General features: G+C 62.2%; 17 protein-coding genes. 10 read left to right on the plus strand and 7 right to left on the minus strand.

Going from position 1 to position 15,694, the window contains the following annotated elements:
- Window positions 1-5: 5 nt before the first annotated feature.
- From mamZ to mamY, 3 genes are all read right to left on the minus strand, one after another.
- The gene (gene mamZ, locus AMB_RS05205) at window positions 6-1,940 is read right to left on the minus strand and encodes a magnetosome biogenesis transporter MamZ (protein ID WP_008615077.1); all 1,935 of its coding nucleotides are present in this window, start codon (window positions 1,938-1,940) and stop codon (window positions 6-8) included.
- The gene (mamX, locus tag AMB_RS05210; protein WP_008615076.1) at window positions 1,924-2,694 is read right to left on the minus strand and encodes a magnetosome protein MamX; all 771 of its coding nucleotides are present in this window, start codon (window positions 2,692-2,694) and stop codon (window positions 1,924-1,926) included. The genes mamZ and mamX overlap by 17 nt, the downstream gene beginning before the upstream one ends.
- Window positions 2,695-2,874: 180 nt before the next feature.
- Window positions 2,875-3,873 carry a liposome tubulation protein MamY gene (mamY, locus tag AMB_RS05215; RefSeq protein WP_231848985.1) on the minus strand — a complete coding sequence of 333 codons (999 nt, stop codon included), beginning with the start codon at window positions 3,871-3,873 and terminating at the stop codon, window positions 2,875-2,877.
- Between mamY and AMB_RS26295 the strand changes: the two genes are divergently transcribed.
- From AMB_RS26295 to AMB_RS05230, 4 genes are all read left to right on the plus strand, one after another.
- On the plus strand, window positions 3,862-4,152 hold the full coding sequence (locus AMB_RS26295) for a hypothetical protein (protein ID WP_231848986.1): 291 nt from the start codon (window positions 3,862-3,864) through the stop codon (window positions 4,150-4,152). The genes mamY and AMB_RS26295 overlap by 12 nt on opposite strands.
- Window positions 4,153-4,315: 163 nt before the next feature.
- Entirely contained in the window at window positions 4,316-5,296 is a 981-nt protein-coding gene (locus AMB_RS05220) for a hypothetical protein (RefSeq protein WP_043746030.1), read from the plus strand.
- Between the two features lie 28 nt (window positions 5,297-5,324).
- Window positions 5,325-6,233, plus strand: a complete 909-nt coding sequence (locus AMB_RS05225) for a protein phosphatase 2C domain-containing protein (RefSeq protein WP_231848987.1) — start codon at window positions 5,325-5,327, stop codon at window positions 6,231-6,233.
- Between the two features lie 6 nt (window positions 6,234-6,239).
- Window positions 6,240-7,205 (plus strand): protein kinase domain-containing protein, encoded by a 966-nt coding sequence (locus AMB_RS05230; RefSeq protein ID WP_011383440.1) that lies wholly within the window; start codon window positions 6,240-6,242, stop codon window positions 7,203-7,205.
- Here the strand turns inward: AMB_RS05230 and AMB_RS26945 are convergent.
- Complete coding sequence (locus tag AMB_RS26945) at window positions 7,099-7,380, minus strand: transposase (protein ID WP_158303925.1); 282 nt, start codon at window positions 7,378-7,380, stop codon at window positions 7,099-7,101. The genes AMB_RS05230 and AMB_RS26945 overlap by 107 nt on opposite strands.
- A gap of 188 nt (window positions 7,381-7,568) precedes the next feature.
- Here AMB_RS26945 and AMB_RS26020 point away from each other — a divergent pair, with 188 nt between their 5' ends.
- From AMB_RS26020 to AMB_RS25570, 4 genes are all read left to right on the plus strand, one after another.
- A complete protein-coding gene (locus AMB_RS26020) occupies window positions 7,569-8,033 on the plus strand; it encodes a carbohydrate porin (protein WP_011383441.1) in 465 nt (154 codons plus the stop codon).
- A gap of 74 nt (window positions 8,034-8,107) precedes the next feature.
- Complete coding sequence (locus tag AMB_RS05240) at window positions 8,108-8,362, plus strand: FeoA family protein (protein ID WP_231848988.1); 255 nt, start codon at window positions 8,108-8,110, stop codon at window positions 8,360-8,362.
- Window positions 8,363-8,397: 35 nt separating this feature from the next.
- Window positions 8,398-10,512 carry a ferrous iron transport protein B gene (feoB, locus tag AMB_RS05245; RefSeq protein WP_011383443.1) on the plus strand — a complete coding sequence of 705 codons (2,115 nt, stop codon included), beginning with the start codon at window positions 8,398-8,400 and terminating at the stop codon, window positions 10,510-10,512.
- A 253-nt stretch (window positions 10,513-10,765) separates the two neighbouring features.
- Complete coding sequence (locus AMB_RS25570) at window positions 10,766-10,915, plus strand: hypothetical protein (protein ID WP_156428705.1); 150 nt, start codon at window positions 10,766-10,768, stop codon at window positions 10,913-10,915.
- 79 nt (window positions 10,916-10,994) lie between these two features.
- On the opposite strand, the gene AMB_RS05250 is transcribed toward AMB_RS25570, so the two are convergent.
- Window positions 10,995-11,330: a hypothetical protein gene (locus tag AMB_RS05250; RefSeq protein WP_011383445.1), complete on the minus strand. Its 336-nt coding sequence runs from the start codon at window positions 11,328-11,330 to the stop codon at window positions 10,995-10,997.
- An 11-nt stretch (window positions 11,331-11,341) separates the two neighbouring features.
- Window positions 11,342-11,911 carry a magnetosome protein MamG gene (gene mamG, locus AMB_RS24925; RefSeq protein WP_231848989.1) on the minus strand — a complete coding sequence of 190 codons (570 nt, stop codon included), beginning with the start codon at window positions 11,909-11,911 and terminating at the stop codon, window positions 11,342-11,344.
- 405 nt (window positions 11,912-12,316) lie between these two features.
- Here mamG and AMB_RS05260 point away from each other — a divergent pair, with 405 nt between their 5' ends.
- The gene (locus AMB_RS05260; RefSeq protein WP_008615046.1) at window positions 12,317-13,237 is read left to right on the plus strand and encodes a hypothetical protein; all 921 of its coding nucleotides are present in this window, start codon (window positions 12,317-12,319) and stop codon (window positions 13,235-13,237) included.
- The gene (locus tag AMB_RS05265; protein WP_011383447.1) at window positions 13,234-14,397 is read left to right on the plus strand and encodes a serine/threonine protein kinase; all 1,164 of its coding nucleotides are present in this window, start codon (window positions 13,234-13,236) and stop codon (window positions 14,395-14,397) included. Before AMB_RS05260 ends, AMB_RS05265 begins: the two co-directional genes overlap by 4 nt.
- 300 nt (window positions 14,398-14,697) lie before the next feature.
- Here the strand turns inward: AMB_RS05265 and AMB_RS24930 are convergent, their stop codons facing one another.
- Window positions 14,698-15,651 carry a hypothetical protein gene (locus AMB_RS24930; protein ID WP_148207301.1) on the minus strand — a complete coding sequence of 318 codons (954 nt, stop codon included), beginning with the start codon at window positions 15,649-15,651 and terminating at the stop codon, window positions 14,698-14,700.
- Between the last annotated feature and the right edge of the window lie 43 nt (window positions 15,652-15,694).

The raw sequence follows: 15,694 nt of genomic DNA on the forward strand, positions 1-15,694 counted from the left end.
CCTCATCAGCCGATCCGCAGGGCGCGCAGCACGTTCCCGCCCCGCCACTGGTGAAAGCGATACCACAGCAAAACGATGACGGCCGCCGCATAGACATAGGGTTCGCCGTTTTCGTGATTGGCGGCAAGGATGAAGTGGAGCGCCACCAGGGCGTTGATCACATAAGTAGCACTGTGCAGTTTCTTCCAGCGCTTGCCGCCGATCCGCTTGATCTGGCTGTTGGCCGAGGTGAAGGCCAGTGGAATCAGCAGCGCGAACGCCACCAGACCGAGCAAGATGAACGGCCGCTTGTAGATGTCGCCCATCATGTCGCCCAGATTGAGCGCCCATTCCAAGGCGACATAGGCCAAGACGTGCATCACCGCGTAGAAAAAGGCGAACAGCCCGATCATGCGCCGGTATTTGGCCAGGGTCTTGATGCCGGTGATTTCCTGGACCGGACGCATGGCCAGGGAAATAATCAAGAAGGTGAAGGCCCAATCGCCGAGATAGCGGTTGACGAAGCCGACGGGGGCCTCGCCCAGGGACCCGTTGGAGATATAGCCCTCGATGACGCTGCGTCCCACCAGCCAGACGAAGGGCAGTGCGGCGGTCAGGAATACCAGCGGCTTCCAATCCACTGTGCGGGCCGATTTCAGATGATGGTCGCAGGTTTCGTCGATGCCGTTGGCCAGCAGCCAGGCGGCGTAAAGGGTCACCAGCATCTTGCCCGTTCCCATCAAGATGAACGGGGCGCGGGGGCCGAGGGCGTCGAAATAATAGCCGCCGCTTTGGACCAGCATGACGGTTCCCAGGCCGCCGACCAGATAACCGGCTCCCACCATGGCCCCCAGGATCGGCTTGGGCGAGGCGTCCACGGTCAGAACCTGAAGGGTCACGAAACATCCCGCATGGCCGATTCCCACCATCAGCAGCGGCAGCGCCACCAGCCAGTTGAAGGGATTGGCGAACATGCCCAGCCAGATATAGCCCAGCGCCGCCAGGGACAGGCTGGCGCCGATGGCGGAAATGCGGCTGTGCCGTTCGATGAAGCTGCGCCATAGCGGCACCGCCGCCAGCACCGCCAGCCCCAGCAGGCCGATCATCACGGCGGCATGGGCGGTGGCGAAGGTGCGGGTCACCCCCACCAGATCGGAAACGGAAATGCACCACAGCGAGAAGAACAGGCTGAGGATGATCACGTCGGCGCGGGTGTAGAAGGCGGCGGCGAAGGCCAGCTGCATGCGCGGATCGCTGGTGATCACCGTCCAGACCTGCCGCAGCGGATGTTCGTCGTCTTCCGAGGCCGGCTGGGGCGGGGCCACGTCCCGCAGATTGCGCCGCGTCAGCTGGAAACCGGCGATTCCGGCCAGCAGCGGCAGGCACATGATGAGGAAGACGCCGCCGGGATAATCGGCCATCTGCATGACGATGGCGGCCAGCATGGTGCCGCCGAACACCATCATGAAGACCAGATTCCCCATGAGGCGCGGCCGGTTGGCGCGCGACGACACATCGCCCACCAGGGTGGACAGCTGCAACTGGACGGTATCGGCGCCCACGGTCAGCAGCACCCGGGTCAGATAGAACAGCACCAGACCGGCGGCGCCGAAGGCCAGTCCTACCTGAAGGCTGAGCAGCGATACCGCCGCGCCGACCACGGCGATCAGGAAGCCCAGGGCGATGATCCGCACCCGGCCGATGCGATCGGACAGCAGGCCGAACCAGCCCACACAGACGATGGAGACGATTTCCGCCACCACCTGGATATCGGCGTTGACGGCGCCTTCCTTTTCGAAGGCGATGCCGAAGATCTTGTCCAGCAGCAGGGGCTGGATGGAAATGGAAAGCGCCGCCATCAGGGCGCCCACGGTCATCAGCAGATAGATGATGTTCCATTGGGTGGGGGCGAAGTCGTCCGCCGTCGTCCCCTTGGCCGGAGCCTCAGCGTTCCTCGGCATCCATGCCTCCCGCATTCGCCCAAAGGCCGTTGAGGTGATTGTCGCGCAAGGCGCAGATTTCGCCGTTGGCCATGACGCTCATGGCGTAATCCAGTCCTGCGGCGGCTTGGGTCGGATCGCGGAAGGCGGTGCCCTTGACGAACATGCCGGGACGAACCACGCAGCCCTCGGCCTGCAGATACCAGCGCGGGGCCAGGTCGATCCAGATGGGCGGATTGATGCCGTCGTTGATCTGGATGTAGATGTCGCCCCAGACTGAGCGGGCTCCGGCTCCGGCGATGCTCACGACCTTGCCCTGATAGCGGAAGGGCACCATCCGTTCGTGGGCTTCATTGCCCAGGGGGACGGCGGCGGGGGCCGGAGCCACCGCCAGGGCCACGCTCACCGCCTCGGGCAGGGGCATGCCCGGTGTGACCGCCGCCGGAAGCGGCGCCGCCTTGGCGCCCTTGGCGACGCTGCCTTTCTTCACGATGGTGTGGCAGCTGGCGCAGGGCATTTTTTCGCGGCCGTCCACATGGGGCGCCGGGGTTCCCTGGACGATGGGCAGGGTTCCCGATCCCGGTCCGGTGCCGATGGCCGGGGGGGTGACGATGTGGCAGCTGGAGCAGACCATCTTCTCGCGGCCGTCGCGATGGGGGGCGGGCATTCCGGCGACGATGGGCGGGGCCAGATCGTAGGTGTGGTCCTCCCAGGGATTGGCGTTGAACACGGCGGTCAGGACCAGGGCCATGCTGAAGGCAATGCCCAGCGCCATGATCCAAACCGCGATATTGGGATGTGCAACGGCCTTACTGCTCACGGGGACTCGATCGATGGCAAAGTGTTTAACCGGTTTGTGCTTTGGCGTCGGGGGTGGCCGCTTATAAGAACGGCTCCAAACTGTCGAGGCGGAAGTTTCTCATATCCCGGTTCGGAATGGAATGACCATAGCCCATCAGTCCATGCCGGAATCGGGCGCGGTTTCCGTCCAGACGGGGCTTCCGTCGATCAGGAAGTGTTCGGCTAGGGCTTTTTCCAAGGCCCACAACTCGCCGTCCTCGAAGACGATACGGACGAGGTCGTTGGGATCGCAGGCGGCCACCAGGGAGCGGATCTCGCGGGCTTCGCGCAAGATTTTGGAAATCTGCTGGCGGACGCTTTCGGTGTCCTCGGCGCAACGGCGCAGCTGTTCCGAGCGGTTGACTGCTTCTTGGACCAAGCTGCGGAAAAAGACGTTCTTGTCGCCGGCGAAATAGGCGGTGGTCAGGGTCGAGATGAATTTCCGCGTTCCGTCCCGGTCGCCATGGGCGGCGTTCAGATGTTCGGTCAGCACCTGGGTGGCGGTCATGGACAGATCGTTGAGGGCCAGCCCCAGAACCTCGGCCAAGGCCCGCATGCGGTCGATCCGCTGCGACGGGTCGAGGCCGGGGGGCGCCGGCGCGACGGTGCGGCTTTGGGTGATCTGGGACAATTCCTGGGTGATCTCTTGCGACAGCACCCGCTGGGAGCGCAGCTCATCGACGATGCCGTCGCGGCTGTCGCGGGTCACCTGGACCAGCTGGGCGGTGGCCGATGCCTGGGCCTCCAACTGGGCGGCCACCGCCTCGCGATGCTCGCGGAACAGCTGGGCCAGCAAGGTCATGGCCTCGTCGGTGCCGGATGCCTGCGCGGGCGCGGCAAGGGCGCGGCCCTCCTGGTTCAGCCGGATCAGCTGGGTGGTCGCTTCCACCTGGGCCTCCACCTGGGCGGCGATGGCGGCGCGATGCTCGCGGAACAGGTCGGCCAGCATGGCCACGGAGCCCTCCGACGACACATCGTTCCGGGACAGGGTTGTCACCTCGGATTTCAAGGTGTCCACGCTTTTCACGATCCGCGAGAGCATGAGAATCAGGACGGTCAGTCCGATCGGCAAGGCGATGGACAGCAGCACGATGAAGAATTCATGGGGAAGCATGGTGAAGAGATTTTTCCAACCATTGAAAATGGTCAGATAGACGATGGACAGGACAGCCCAAATGACCGCGCCGATCAAGGCCGCGCGGGAGGCGGAATTCAACTTGCCGAAGGCTGCCTTGTTAAACCCCATCAACATAAGGACATCTCCCATGATGGCCGCAATCGCCATCCCAATGCGCCGCCCCGCAGGCGTTCCCCTTATAGTAACAGCAAGGCGAACGGCGGGATACCTTCGAAACAATCCATTGATATGGGTTGGGCGTCGATGCGTCAATGACTGAAATTGCGTATGATTATCATAATCCTATGCTTCGTCAACACGATGCTGCATTGTTGAACATGGCGGTGTACATGGCGGCGGCATTATGCTATCGCCCGAAATCAGGGTTTGTCCGGTCCTTGATGGGCCAGCGACGGTGATCGGCGGGCAGGAGGCAAGCATGAGCTATTCCCAGGAAATCAGCAGGGAGTGCAAGGGAGTCTTCTTGTTCATGGTCGATCAGTCCCGATCCATGAACAAGCCCTTCGGTCCCGATCGGTCGGGAAAGATGGTCAGCCGCGCCGAGGTGGTGGCCAATGCCTTGAACGGCACCTTGGAGGAACTGGTCAACCGCTGCATGCGCGATGAAGGCGTGCGCGATTATTTCGACATCGGGATCATCGGCTACGGCCGCACCAATCGCCCGGAATTCTGCTGGCGCGGCGGCTTGGCGGGTCGTCGGCTGGTTCCCATTCCGGAAGTGGCGGCCAAGGCCGAGATCGAGGAAGTGGAGATCGAAACTGAGATGCGCGGGCAGGTGCTGATCGAGCGCATCACCTTGTCGCGCTGGATCGATCCGGTGGGAGTGGACAGCACCCCCATGAACGCCGCGTTCGGTCTGGCCCATGCCACCTTGGCGGAATGGGTGCGCAACAATCCGGATTCGTTCCCGCCGGTGGTCATCAACATTACCGACGGCATGGCCAACGACGTCAATTCCGATGCCGAGCTTCTGGCCACGGCGCGCAAGCTGACCGGGCTGACGACCGGCGACGGCAATGTCTTGCTCATCAACTGCCATATCGCGGGCGGCAGCGATGCATCGGTGGTGTTCCCCGCTTCGGCGGCGGAACTGCCCCGCGACCCCTATGCCAAGCTGCTGTTCGAGATGTCGAGCGAATTGTCCAATCGCCATCGCGCCGTCATCTGCGAAATCTTCGACCGTGACCCCGGCCGCACCCCTTCCATCAAGGGCATGGCTTTCAACGCCGATGCCGTGGCGTTGCTCAAGCTGCTGGATATCGGCACCCGTCAGGCCATCGGCCTGTCGGTGGCCATGGAGCCCTTCACGCCGCCGGGAATTGAGGCCGCATCCCTGATCGAGGATTCCTTCGTGCTGGAAGAACCGTCCGTGCGGATCGAATATGGCGATCAAGGCTGATCCGCCCTTGATTCGGCGCGCTACCCCCATGCTCACTTGGACGGCCCAGGGCCGCTCGATCGTCAAGCCCCGCAACGACAGCTACGCCGATGGCGACAGGCTGCGGTGGCGGCAAAACGAAGACCGGCTGCGGCTGGCTCGGATTCCCAACGGCCTGCTGGCCGCCGTCTCCGACGGAGCCGGAGGGGCGGGGCTGTTCTGCGGCCCCTGGGCCGAAACGCTGGTGAGCCGCCTGCCCAAGACCCCCATCGCCGGGGTGAATGCGCTGAACCAGTGGATGGACGGGTTCTGCCTGGGCTTTCGCTCGGAATACGCCGCCTTGTCCAAGGCCACTCCCGCCCGGTACAGCAAGTTCATCCGGGAAGGCTCGTTCGCCACGCTGGCGGCCGGCTGGCTCGTCCATCGTCAGGGCCGGGTCCGGCTGCGATGGATGGGCTATGGCGACAGCCAGATGATGGTGTTCGACCGCACCGGGCGCCAGCCTGTCCTGGCGACCTGTTATCCCGCCAGTTTATCGGCGCTGGATCGAGCGCCCTTCTTGCTCAACTGGAAGGATCTGCCACACGATTCCGGATTCCATGCCGGGGAAATGGTATTGCCGGATCGGGCGACGGTGGTGCTGGCGTCGGACGGGATCGGCCAGTATCTGCTGCTGCGGACCCTGGCCGGTCAGCCCCGCCCCGCGGCGGCGGCGGGGCTGGCGGGAGAATTCCAGCGGCTGTCCGGCACCGGCGAGAGCAAGCTTGCCACGGCCGCCCGTGCCCATCGCGCCACGCCGGGGCCCGGCCTGTCCGCCGAGCTGACGGACCTGCGCGATTGCCTCAAATCCGATCAAGCCTTCGCCGATCGGGTCCGCGCCCTGTGCGGCAAGGGGCTGCTGGCCAATGACGATTGCACGTTGATCATGATCGACGTCGATCTTGCCCGGCCCCGGTAATTCGCCATGCCGCTTCCCCTGATCAACGATTACAAGGCAGCCATCGCCAACGCCAAAGGGCGTTTCGCGACCCTGGACGTCCGGCCGCATCTGGATGCCCGCTGCAGTCCGGTCTTCCTGGCGGGAAACTTCGCCGGGGTGTTCAAGATGGTGACCCCGGAGGGGGAGCATGTGGCGGTCAAATGCTTCACCCGCGAAGTCTCGGATCTGCCGCGCCGCTATGCCGCCGTGGCTAAGTTCTGCCGGACCGCCCAATGCCCCTATGTGGTGCCCCTGCGGTTTCTTCCGGCGGAGGTCTTCGTGACCTCCAGCGTCGCCCCCCATGCCGATTACGCGGTGGTGACCATGCCCTGGGTCGAGGGTCGGGGCCTGGGGGCCGTCGTCCAGATCCTGTGTCAGCGGGAAAACGCTCCCGCCCTGGCCGGATTGACCCGGGCGTGGAGTCGTCTGTGCCTGGATTTGCTGCAACGGGGCGTCGCCCATGGCGATCTGAAGCACGACAACGTCCTGGTCGGACAGGATGGCGCCCTGAAGCTGATCGACTATGATTCCATGTATCTGCCGGAGTTGAAGGGGCTGGCCTCGACCATGCTGGGGGGCGTCAATTTCCAGCACCCCCGGCGTGAGGTCCGGCATTTCGACGGGACCATCGACCATTTTTCCATGCTGGTGATTTTGCTGTCCCTGCGGGCCTTGACCTTCCAGCCCGATTTGCTGAAGCGTCATCACAACGGCGAGAATCTCGTCCTGACCAAAAGCGATTTCACCCGGCCGGACAGTTCGGATCTGTTGCGGCAATGGGCGCTCAGCCCGGACTTCCATGTCCGCGACTGGACGGAACATCTGATCAAGGCTGCCAAGGCTCCTATGATCGGGATCGCCGCCATGGAAGCCCTATTGAAGGCGGCGGCAAAAGTCGAGGCCGTTCCGGCCAAGCCACCCACCAAACGACTCCTCTCATTTTTTTCCTGAGGGCGCGGCAGCCATTGGATTTGACCGGATCGACGAGGGCCTGCCAGTCATAACCTCGGTCGCCGACAAATGCCTGAGCCGTCGGTAAGCCCTCAAGCATGGTCGGGGCCGCCGCCTTGTCGGAGGTTTTGCTCGGCGTTAGCAGCAATTTCACCGGCAATCCACGCACGTCCACGATGGTATGAATTTTGGTGCTCCGTCCTCCACGAGAACGGCTGATGGCGATATCCGTGCCCCCTTTTTACCCCCAGCGGCATGCTGTTGGGCGGGGCATGACCTCCCATATAGAGTCTTGTCAGGAGGGGGGATCTGCGCTATTGAAGATGCGAGCCAGTCGCACTGCATAATTCTGCTGGGTTCCCAATGAAGAAGATCGCCAGTTTATCGAATGTATTGGCTGGAGCCCTTGTCCTTCCCTCCCTCTTCCTTGCCGTTTTACCGGCCGCTGCAAATGAAGTCGCTGCTGAGGTAGAAAAGGGGTTCTGGGATCGTGAGAAGCTGACCGCCACCTGCACCGCAGAAACTCTTGGCAATCCCTCGGACGGCATCAATCGGCGCGCTCTCGGCTGGCCAGCCATCCATGCCGCCAACACGCCATCGGGCGGTGGTGGCTACCCCCTGGCTGACACGGGCACCCGCCTGAAGGTCAAGCCCACCGAAGAGATCAGCCTGACGGCCGCTGTATTCTCCGGCAACGATGCCCAGAAGCGCGATCGCAGCTGCACGGATTTCTCCTTCGATTCTCCCCCGGTATGGTTCGGTGAGGCTGCCTATTCCATCAACCAGGACAAGGACTCGCCAGGCATTCCTGCGACTTTCAAGCTCTAACCGCTTTCGTGCCGGCCCTGGACAGCCAGAAAATCATCCAGGGCCGCGATGCCATATTTCAGAGGAGCCGTCCCGTGGCGCAGCAGATGAATTCCGACACTCTCAGCCTTGCCGACCTTCGTCCCGAGCAGCAGGGTGAGATCGTCAAGATCGAAACCGAGGACGGCGTTTTCAAGCGCCGCATGCAGTCTCTTGGCGTAGTGGCCGGTACTCCCGTCACCCTGGATCGTTCGGCCCCGTTAGGTGATCCGCGGATCTACAGCCTGATGGGCTACAGCCTGGGCCTGCGCAATGCCGAGGCCCAGCAGATCCGCATCCGCGTCAAATAATCACCCCACCGACCTCGATCCAAGGGTAGCCGCACATGAAATCCCCCGTCACCGTGGCACTGGTGGGTAACCCCAATGCCGGTTCCACCAGCTTGTTCAATGCCCTGACGGGCGCCCAATCCGCCGTCGCCAACTATCAGCGGGTGACGACCTCTTTGAATGTGCGCGAGATTACCCATGGCGGGGTTCCCTTACGCATCGTCGATGTGCCGGGCATTTTTTCCACCTCGTCGCAATCGCCGGAGGAGAAGGTCGGCTGCGACTATATTCACGGCGAGGAACCCGACATCATCGTCAACGTGCTGGATGCCGGCCATCTGGACCGCAGCCTGTTCCTGACCACCCAGCTGATCGAGACCGGGCTGCCCCGCATCACCGTGCTGAACATGATGGACGAGGTCCGGCGGGCCGGTATTCGCATCGACACCGCCCTATTGGCCTCGGCCCTCGGATCGCCGGTGGTGGAGACCTGCGCCCTGAAGAAGGAGGGCATCGATGCCCTGCTGGACGCGGTGGCGGCCATGGCCTCGACAACTCCCGCCGCCGCCCCGCTGCGGCTGCACTATGACAGCCACCTGGAGGCGGCCATCGAGCGCGTCCAGCAGCATCTGTCCAAGCTGCACCCCCAGGAGCTGAGCCCGGTGCGCTCGCGCTGGCTGGCGATCAAGATGCTGGAAGGCGATGACGAGGTGTTGCGCCACGAAAGCAACCATGTCGAACTGGTCGAGGAGATCAAGGGCGAGCAATCGGCCCTGGCCCACGAGCATGATGAAGACACCGCCAGCCTGTTGGCCTCGGCGCGGTTCGCCTTTTCCAACGGCCTGCTGCGAGAAGTCCGCCAGCAGGATGGCGATCCCACCGCCGGGTTCAAGCTGACCCGTATCCTCGACGATTTCTTCCTGAACCGCACTCTGGGCCTTCCCTTGCTGCTGGGCATCCTGTGGGTCATGTTCGAGGCTACGTTCACCCTGGGCGCCATTCCCACCGACTGGATCAAGGCCGGGGTGCAACTGGCCACCGATCTGGTGGACAAGACGCTGCCCGAGGGCATGTTCCATGATCTCGTTGTCAACGGCGTCATGGCCGGCGTTGGCGGAACCATTGTGTTCCTGCCCAATATCGTCATCCTGTTCTTCTTCATGGCCATCCTCAGCGGCACCGGCTATCTGGCCCGCGCCAGCTTCCTGATGGACCGGGTGATGCACCATTTCGGCCTGCACGGCACCACCCTGATCCCCATGGTGGCCGGGTTCGGCTGTAATGTCCCCGCCGTCATGGCCACCCGCGTCATCACCAACAAGCGGGCACGGTTGATCGCCATGCTGATCGCGCCGTTCATGAACTGCTCAGCCCGCCTGCCGGTTTTCATCCTGTTCGCCGGAGCTTTCTTCGCCGATATCGCCGGGACCGTGGTCTTCGGCATCTATATGCTATCCCTCGCCGCCGCCATGTTGTCGGCGGTTTTGCTCAATCGCATCATTCCCGGCAGCGGTGGCGACGCCTTCGTGATGGAGCTACCGCCCTATCGTCTGCCGACCCTGCATTCGGTGCTGCACCATATGTGGGACAGCGCTCAGGGCTTCGTCGCCAAGGTCACCGGCGTTATCCTGGTGGGCTCCATCGTGATCTGGTTCCTCCAGGAATTCCCCCGCGACATCACCTATTCCCAGGATTTCGAGACCGTCATCGCCGAACAGACCGCGCTTCCCGACAGCCCGGAAAAGGAAACGGCGCTGAAGACGCTCAAAAGCGCTCAGGCGCAGGAGAAACTGGAAAAGAGCTATCTTGGGCGTTCGGCCATCGCGGTGACGCCGCTGTTCCAGCCGCTGGGCTTTTCCTGGCGGGATTCGGCGGCCATCATGACCGGCTTTGTCGCCAAGGAAGTGGTGGTGGCGACCTATGCCGTCATCTATGCCCAGGAGAAGGGGTCGGACCAGCTGACCGAGACCTTGAGGGGCGCCATGCCGCCCGCCACGGCCATCGCCTTCATGATCTTCACCTTGCTCTACGCGCCTTGCCTGTCGACCATCGCCATCATCGGCAAGGAGGCGCAGAGCTGGCGGTGGGCCGGGTTCTCGGTGGCCTATTCCCTGACCTTCGCCTGGCTGCTGGCCCTGGCCGCCAGCCGGATCGGCGGGACATTCTTGTAGGTCTTGTTCTGGTGGCGGAGCGGCTCCGCCACCTCTTGATGAAAGAAGCGTTGCGCCATGGCTTGGGGATCACTCTGGGATATAGGCGCCATTATTGTCGTGGGAGCGGGGGCGGCCTTCGTGGTCATCCGTCATCTGTGGCGGATGTGGCGGCCGTCCGACGGAGCGTCGTGTGGCGGTGGATGCAGTTGCGGCGCCAAGCGAAACGGCGACCGCACCGATTGTGGCTGACCCCCGCCATGGGGATGCGGCAATGATCTCTCGCGATCAACTGCCTCGGAACGGCAGGCTGAAGATAGGCATTCTGCTGGGGTTGGCTGCCGTGGCCATGGGCATTATCGAAATTGTCGATAACGGCCCCGCCTTGCTGCGCGGCACCCTCGATTGGTGGCGCCGGATGTGACCAGAAACGCCCCACAAAAACGCCAACGCCGAGATGACACCATGGAGTCATCTCGGCGCGGCGGATCCGTTCAGCAGTCTCAGATACGGTCGGCGATATATCCGACCAGCGGCAGCTTCCAGGCGCGGCGGAACGCCACCGAGGCCAGCCCGGCCACCGACAGCACGAGAACCAGCATGGACGAGAAGCCGAAGAACCACTTTCCGATGCCGGGAATTTCCAGGACGAACATGGAAAGGACCGCGACCATCCACAGCACCAGCCCTTGCTTGGCATGGAACTGAACGTATTCGTCATCCTTGTTGCGCATCAAAGGCACAAAACAAAGAATGCCGAGATAGCTGAGGGCAGCCATCACCAGGGGCTTGTAACTGGTTCCGGTTTCTTGCGACAACCCGATAGTCTGTGCGGTCATTTCGTCCTCCTTCAGACGGCTTCGGCCGCAGCCGGCTCGGCATTGCGGTTCTTGTAATATCCGTAGAGAGCGATGGCACCCGCCACCCCGACCACGCCCAGCAGCACCGGCCCCCAGGCGCCCAGACCCAGGCCGAGGCCCAAGCTGACGCCCTTGGCGGACAGCATGGCGCTGCTGCTGGTTGCGGCGGCGATGGGGCTGGCAGTGACGGAAGCACCCGTGGCGGCACCCGCCGCGGTACCGGCAGCACCGGCTCCACCGGCGGCAACCAATGCCTTGCCCTTGACGCCGGTAGCAGCGACCTTGGTCGCGCCACCGACAGTGCTACCAACCGTGCCGGCTCCCTTAGCTGCCATAGCGGCCTGATTGGCACCACCAGCCGCCGCCTTGGTTCCAGCGGCTTTCATGCCCGCAGCCTTGGCGGTCACCGCCTCGCGCTCAACCTCTGCCGCGGCTGCCTTGGCCGCACCGGTCTTGGTTGCTGCGCCATTGGCGGCGCCAGCTTTGGCCCCACCGGCCTTCATGCCAGCGGCCTGAGCGGCACCCTCACGTTCGATTTCCGGAGCAGCCGCGGCAGCCATGGCCGCGCCGCCAGCTGCGGGAGCTGCGGCGTTCGCGGCGGTCCCACCAGCCATACCTGTTGCCATCTGTGCTGCCATAACCTAACTCCTCTGGGAAAGAGATAAATACATACATGTCTTGTTGCACAAATTCGCCGGCTCGACAATAGTCGGCAAGCGGATAACAATGCCTCAACAGCAAAATAAGTTAATAATCACTCTCATATCCGCGCTTTTGCCGTCAGCGCTTCATGCTGTTTTGTCCAAGAATTTGATGGAGCCATAGTCTTTGCAAAAGTGATGGCGCGTGAGATTCAGGGCCTCCGGTTGTTCCATGATCAAGGCTCCGGATATGACCTGATTTCGCCGGCAGAGATCCCCTCCAGCGTAAATCCTACCGTCGTTCAACCACAGGAGACGTGATCCGTGGCCTATTCACAGGAAATCAGCCGCGACCAGCGCGGCGCCTTTATCTTTCTGGTGGATCAATCCAAATCCATGAACACCACCTTCGGTGTCGATGATAACGGCCAGACGATCAGCCGGGCCCAGGTGGTGGCGGATGCGCTCAACCGAACCCTCGACGAGTTGATCAACCGCTGTATGCGTGATGAAGGTGTCCGGGACTATTTCGACATCGGCGTCATCGGCTATGGGCGCACTAACCGCGCCGAGTTCTGCTGGCTGGGAGCCTTGGCGGGGCGCAGCTTGGTGCCCATCTCCGAGGTGGCGGAAAACGCCGATACCATCGAGGAAGAAACCACCATCATGGTTCGCGGCCAGCCGGTGGTCGAACGGGTCGCCGTTTCGCGTTGGGTGGCGCCGGTGGCGGTGGAAAGCACCCCGATGAACGGAGCGCTGCGCTTGGCGCAATCGATCCTGGAACCCTGGATTTCCGCGAATCCAGGGTCATTCCCCCCGGCCGTCATCAACATTACTGACGGCATGGCCAACGATGTTGACAGTGACGAAGAACTTCTGGCGACCGCCCGGCGGCTGACCGGGCTGAAGACCAATGACGGCCACGTCCTGCTGATGAACTGCCATATTTCCGGCGGCGACGACGCGCCGGTGGTGTTCCCGTCCAGCGCCGGCCAACTGCCCGACGACACCTATGCCCGCCTGCTGTTCGAGATGTCGAGCGAGTTGTCGGGCCGCCATCGCGCCATCATCTGCGAACTGTTCGAGCGCGACCTGAAGACCACCCCGACCCTGCGCGGCATGGCGTTCAATGCCGATGCCGTCGCGCTGGTCAAACTGCTCGATATCGGCACCCGGCCGGCCATCGTTTTTAACCAAGCCGCCGAGGCTTCGTCACACGCTCGGACCACGGAGTTCGAACAGTGACGTTCCCGGTATTGGCGGACTACAAGGCGGCACTCTCCAACGCCAAGGCCCGGTTCGCCACTCTACAGGTGACACCGTTCAAGGATGCCCGAGGCCACCCGCAGTTTCTCGCCGGAAACTTCGCCGGGGTATTCCGGGTCACCGATTCCGAGGGATCGCTCTTGGCGATCAAGTGCTTCATCCGTGATCTTCCCGATCTGGAGCGCCGCTACAAAGCAATCTCCGGCTTCGTCGCCGCCAGCGGCTCGCCCTATATGGTTCCGCTTCGGTTTTACCGCGACGAACTCTACGTGACGTCGTCCATCGCCAAGCACGGTGAATATCCGGTCATCAGCATGCCTTGGGTCCCTGGCCGCACCATCGGCGCCTTGGTCCAGACCCTGTGCGATAGCGACAAGCGCGGCGGCATCGCAGGCCTGAGCCGGGCCTGGGCGCGGCTTTGCCTGGATCTGCTGAACCGTGGCGTCGCCCATGGCGACCTTAAACACGACAACATTCTGATCGGACCTGATGGTCGGCTGAAGCTGATCGATTACGATTCAATGTATCTTCCTGAACTGAGCGGGCTGCCCTGCACCTTGCTCGGCAGCATCAATTTCCAGCACCCCGAACGCAACGAGACGCATTTCGATGCGACGCTGGATCACTTCTCCATGCTGGTGATGCAACTGTCGTTGCGGGCCTTGGTGTTCGAACCCGGATTGCTCAAGCACTGCCACAGTGGCGAGAACCTCATCTTCACCCGGTCGGATTTCCTCAATCCGCAAGGCTCGGAACTGTTTCAGCGGCTTTCAGCCTTCGATGACCTTTACGTTCGCGATTGGGCGGCACGGCTTGCGCTGGCCTGTGGATCGAATTCCATCCGCATACCGTCGATCAAGGCGATCCTGTCCGCGGCCGCAGGGCTGGAAATGAGTCCGGTAACCGGAGGTCTGAGGTGGCTTCTCTATCGGGTGTCCAGTGGAGCGCCAAATATCACACCCAATGCCCGGCCGAAGCCTGCCGTTCCCATTCCTTCTGATCGCTCCAAGCCGGTGGTTGCCAGCCGAGGCGACGATCCGATCAATCGCCTGAGAAAGCTGAAGACCGCTCTCGACGAGGGCCTGATCAGCCAGGCCGACTACGACGGACAGAAGGCCAAGATCATGGAAAATTTCTGAGTGATCCAACTATCCTGCCACTCCGGTCCGTCAGAATGACGGGGGAGGAACTGGCTCTTCACTTGCGGTATCGTCTGATATTATTGTGGCGATGAAACCTACGGCTGAATGCATATCTCGGGGAGGGAGTTCCATGCCTCTGTGTCTGAAAGATGACTTTCTTCGCATGCTCGCGAGCGAGATTCGCAACTTCTGCCATTGGATGACCTATGCGCGTCTCCGCAGGCACGTCTTGCGCAAACGATAGTCAGTCGGCATCTGCCCCCGGCACCGGGGCGACTTTCCGTATTGGTTCCATCACTAGCCTTCGGGCGGAAAAGCCCATCGATAGGCCCTGTAGAATAGAGAATCGCCGCGCTTAAGTGCCCCTTGGATATGGCGATAGCGTCTCGGAGAAACCCGTATCTTCGAATCATCGAAAGGCCCTATGTCCGGTGCGATGATCCGGATGAATTCGAGAGCGGGTGGGTAGCCGCGTAGAGCAGAAGCAACGGTCATGGCCTTAATGGTTTCTCCCATTTGGCGCCAGCGTTCGACCGATGCTTCCCGTAGATCTTGATCTGAAGTGGGCGTAATGCCGTCGCTGTTCTCGGCAGCCATACTCGTGAGCGGGATCGACCTCGTGATTCCCATGCGGGTCGCTACGGCGCTGAACGTTTCCCCAGCGCCCGTCCGAATGGCACCGCCAATAGCTTTGATGCGAGGCAGGAGATGTCTTTTCGAAATCCCGGAAAGGGCGCGTAACATGTGATAGCTGGTATTTCGTGCGGATTTAAGTACCGCTCCCAAGGTCGCCATGACACCGCCGCGCGGACTCTGGCCTTCATGTCCGTATCGAGGCCGCATCTCATTGGTGGGGTGATAGAAAACACCTGTTCGAACATCAGGTGGCGCCCCATCTCTCGCCCGGAACTGTGCCGCAGGCTCTTCTATGGGCATATCCAGACTTCCGTCACGCCGCCCAATGGCCTCCTTCAATGCAGAGCCCAAAGGGCGATTGGCTAGGAATGTCAACGCGTCTTGCTCTCGCTGACTGCGCTCCTCAATTGACTTCGGTGGCAGGGCTAGGGGAGACATGGCATTGGCGATGCGAGCGGCCTCTACCCGGTCAAGACCAAGGTTTTCCATGACGGGCTGCCATTCGGACGGGCCGCCGAATGCCGCCAGCAGAAAATAGTCACGCTCGAGTGTGCGGAGATCCTCCCAGCTTCGTCGGCTGCTTGAGTGTGTGGGCGGAGTGTAATCGGCGCACATGGGGCAATCTTTCCACTGTCTGTCCCGCTCGCCTTTCGTGCCG

Origin of the sequence: Paramagnetospirillum magneticum AMB-1 (assembly GCF_000009985.1) — a bacterium.
In the GTDB taxonomy this organism is placed as follows: Bacteria; Pseudomonadota; Alphaproteobacteria; order Rhodospirillales; family Magnetospirillaceae; genus Phaeospirillum; species Phaeospirillum magneticum.

What these genes read in the sequence shown, in the direction of transcription:
- mamY (WP_231848985.1), bottom strand. Translation starts at nt 3,873, where the DNA reads ATGCTTCCCCATGAATTCTTCATCGTGCTGCTGTCCATCGCCTTGCCG.
- AMB_RS05230 (WP_011383440.1), top strand. Translation starts at nt 6,240, where the DNA reads ATGCCGCTTCCCCTGATCAACGATTACAAGGCAGCCATCGCCAACGCC.
- AMB_RS05225 (WP_231848987.1), top strand. Translation starts at nt 5,325, where the DNA reads ATGCTCACTTGGACGGCCCAGGGCCGCTCGATCGTCAAGCCCCGCAAC.
- mamG (WP_231848989.1), bottom strand. Translation starts at nt 11,911, where the DNA reads ATGGCTGCCGCGGCTGCTCCGGAAATCGAACGTGAGGGTGCCGCTCAG.
- AMB_RS26295 (WP_231848986.1), top strand. Translation starts at nt 3,862, where the DNA reads ATGGGGAAGCATGGTGAAGAGATTTTTCCAACCATTGAAAATGGTCAG.
- mamX (WP_008615076.1), bottom strand. Translation starts at nt 2,694, where the DNA reads ATGGCGCTGGGCATTGCCTTCAGCATGGCCCTGGTCCTGACCGCCGTG.
- AMB_RS24930 (WP_148207301.1), bottom strand. Translation starts at nt 15,651, where the DNA reads ATGTGCGCCGATTACACTCCGCCCACACACTCAAGCAGCCGACGAAGC.
- mamZ (WP_008615077.1), bottom strand. Translation starts at nt 1,940, where the DNA reads ATGCCGAGGAACGCTGAGGCTCCGGCCAAGGGGACGACGGCGGACGAC.
- AMB_RS26020 (WP_011383441.1), top strand. Translation starts at nt 7,569, where the DNA reads ATGAAGAAGATCGCCAGTTTATCGAATGTATTGGCTGGAGCCCTTGTC.
- AMB_RS05220 (WP_043746030.1), top strand. Translation starts at nt 4,316, where the DNA reads ATGAGCTATTCCCAGGAAATCAGCAGGGAGTGCAAGGGAGTCTTCTTG.
- feoB (WP_011383443.1), top strand. Translation starts at nt 8,398, where the DNA reads ATGAAATCCCCCGTCACCGTGGCACTGGTGGGTAACCCCAATGCCGGT.
- AMB_RS05250 (WP_011383445.1), bottom strand. Translation starts at nt 11,330, where the DNA reads ATGACCGCACAGACTATCGGGTTGTCGCAAGAAACCGGAACCAGTTAC.
- AMB_RS25570 (WP_156428705.1), top strand. Translation starts at nt 10,766, where the DNA reads ATGATCTCTCGCGATCAACTGCCTCGGAACGGCAGGCTGAAGATAGGC.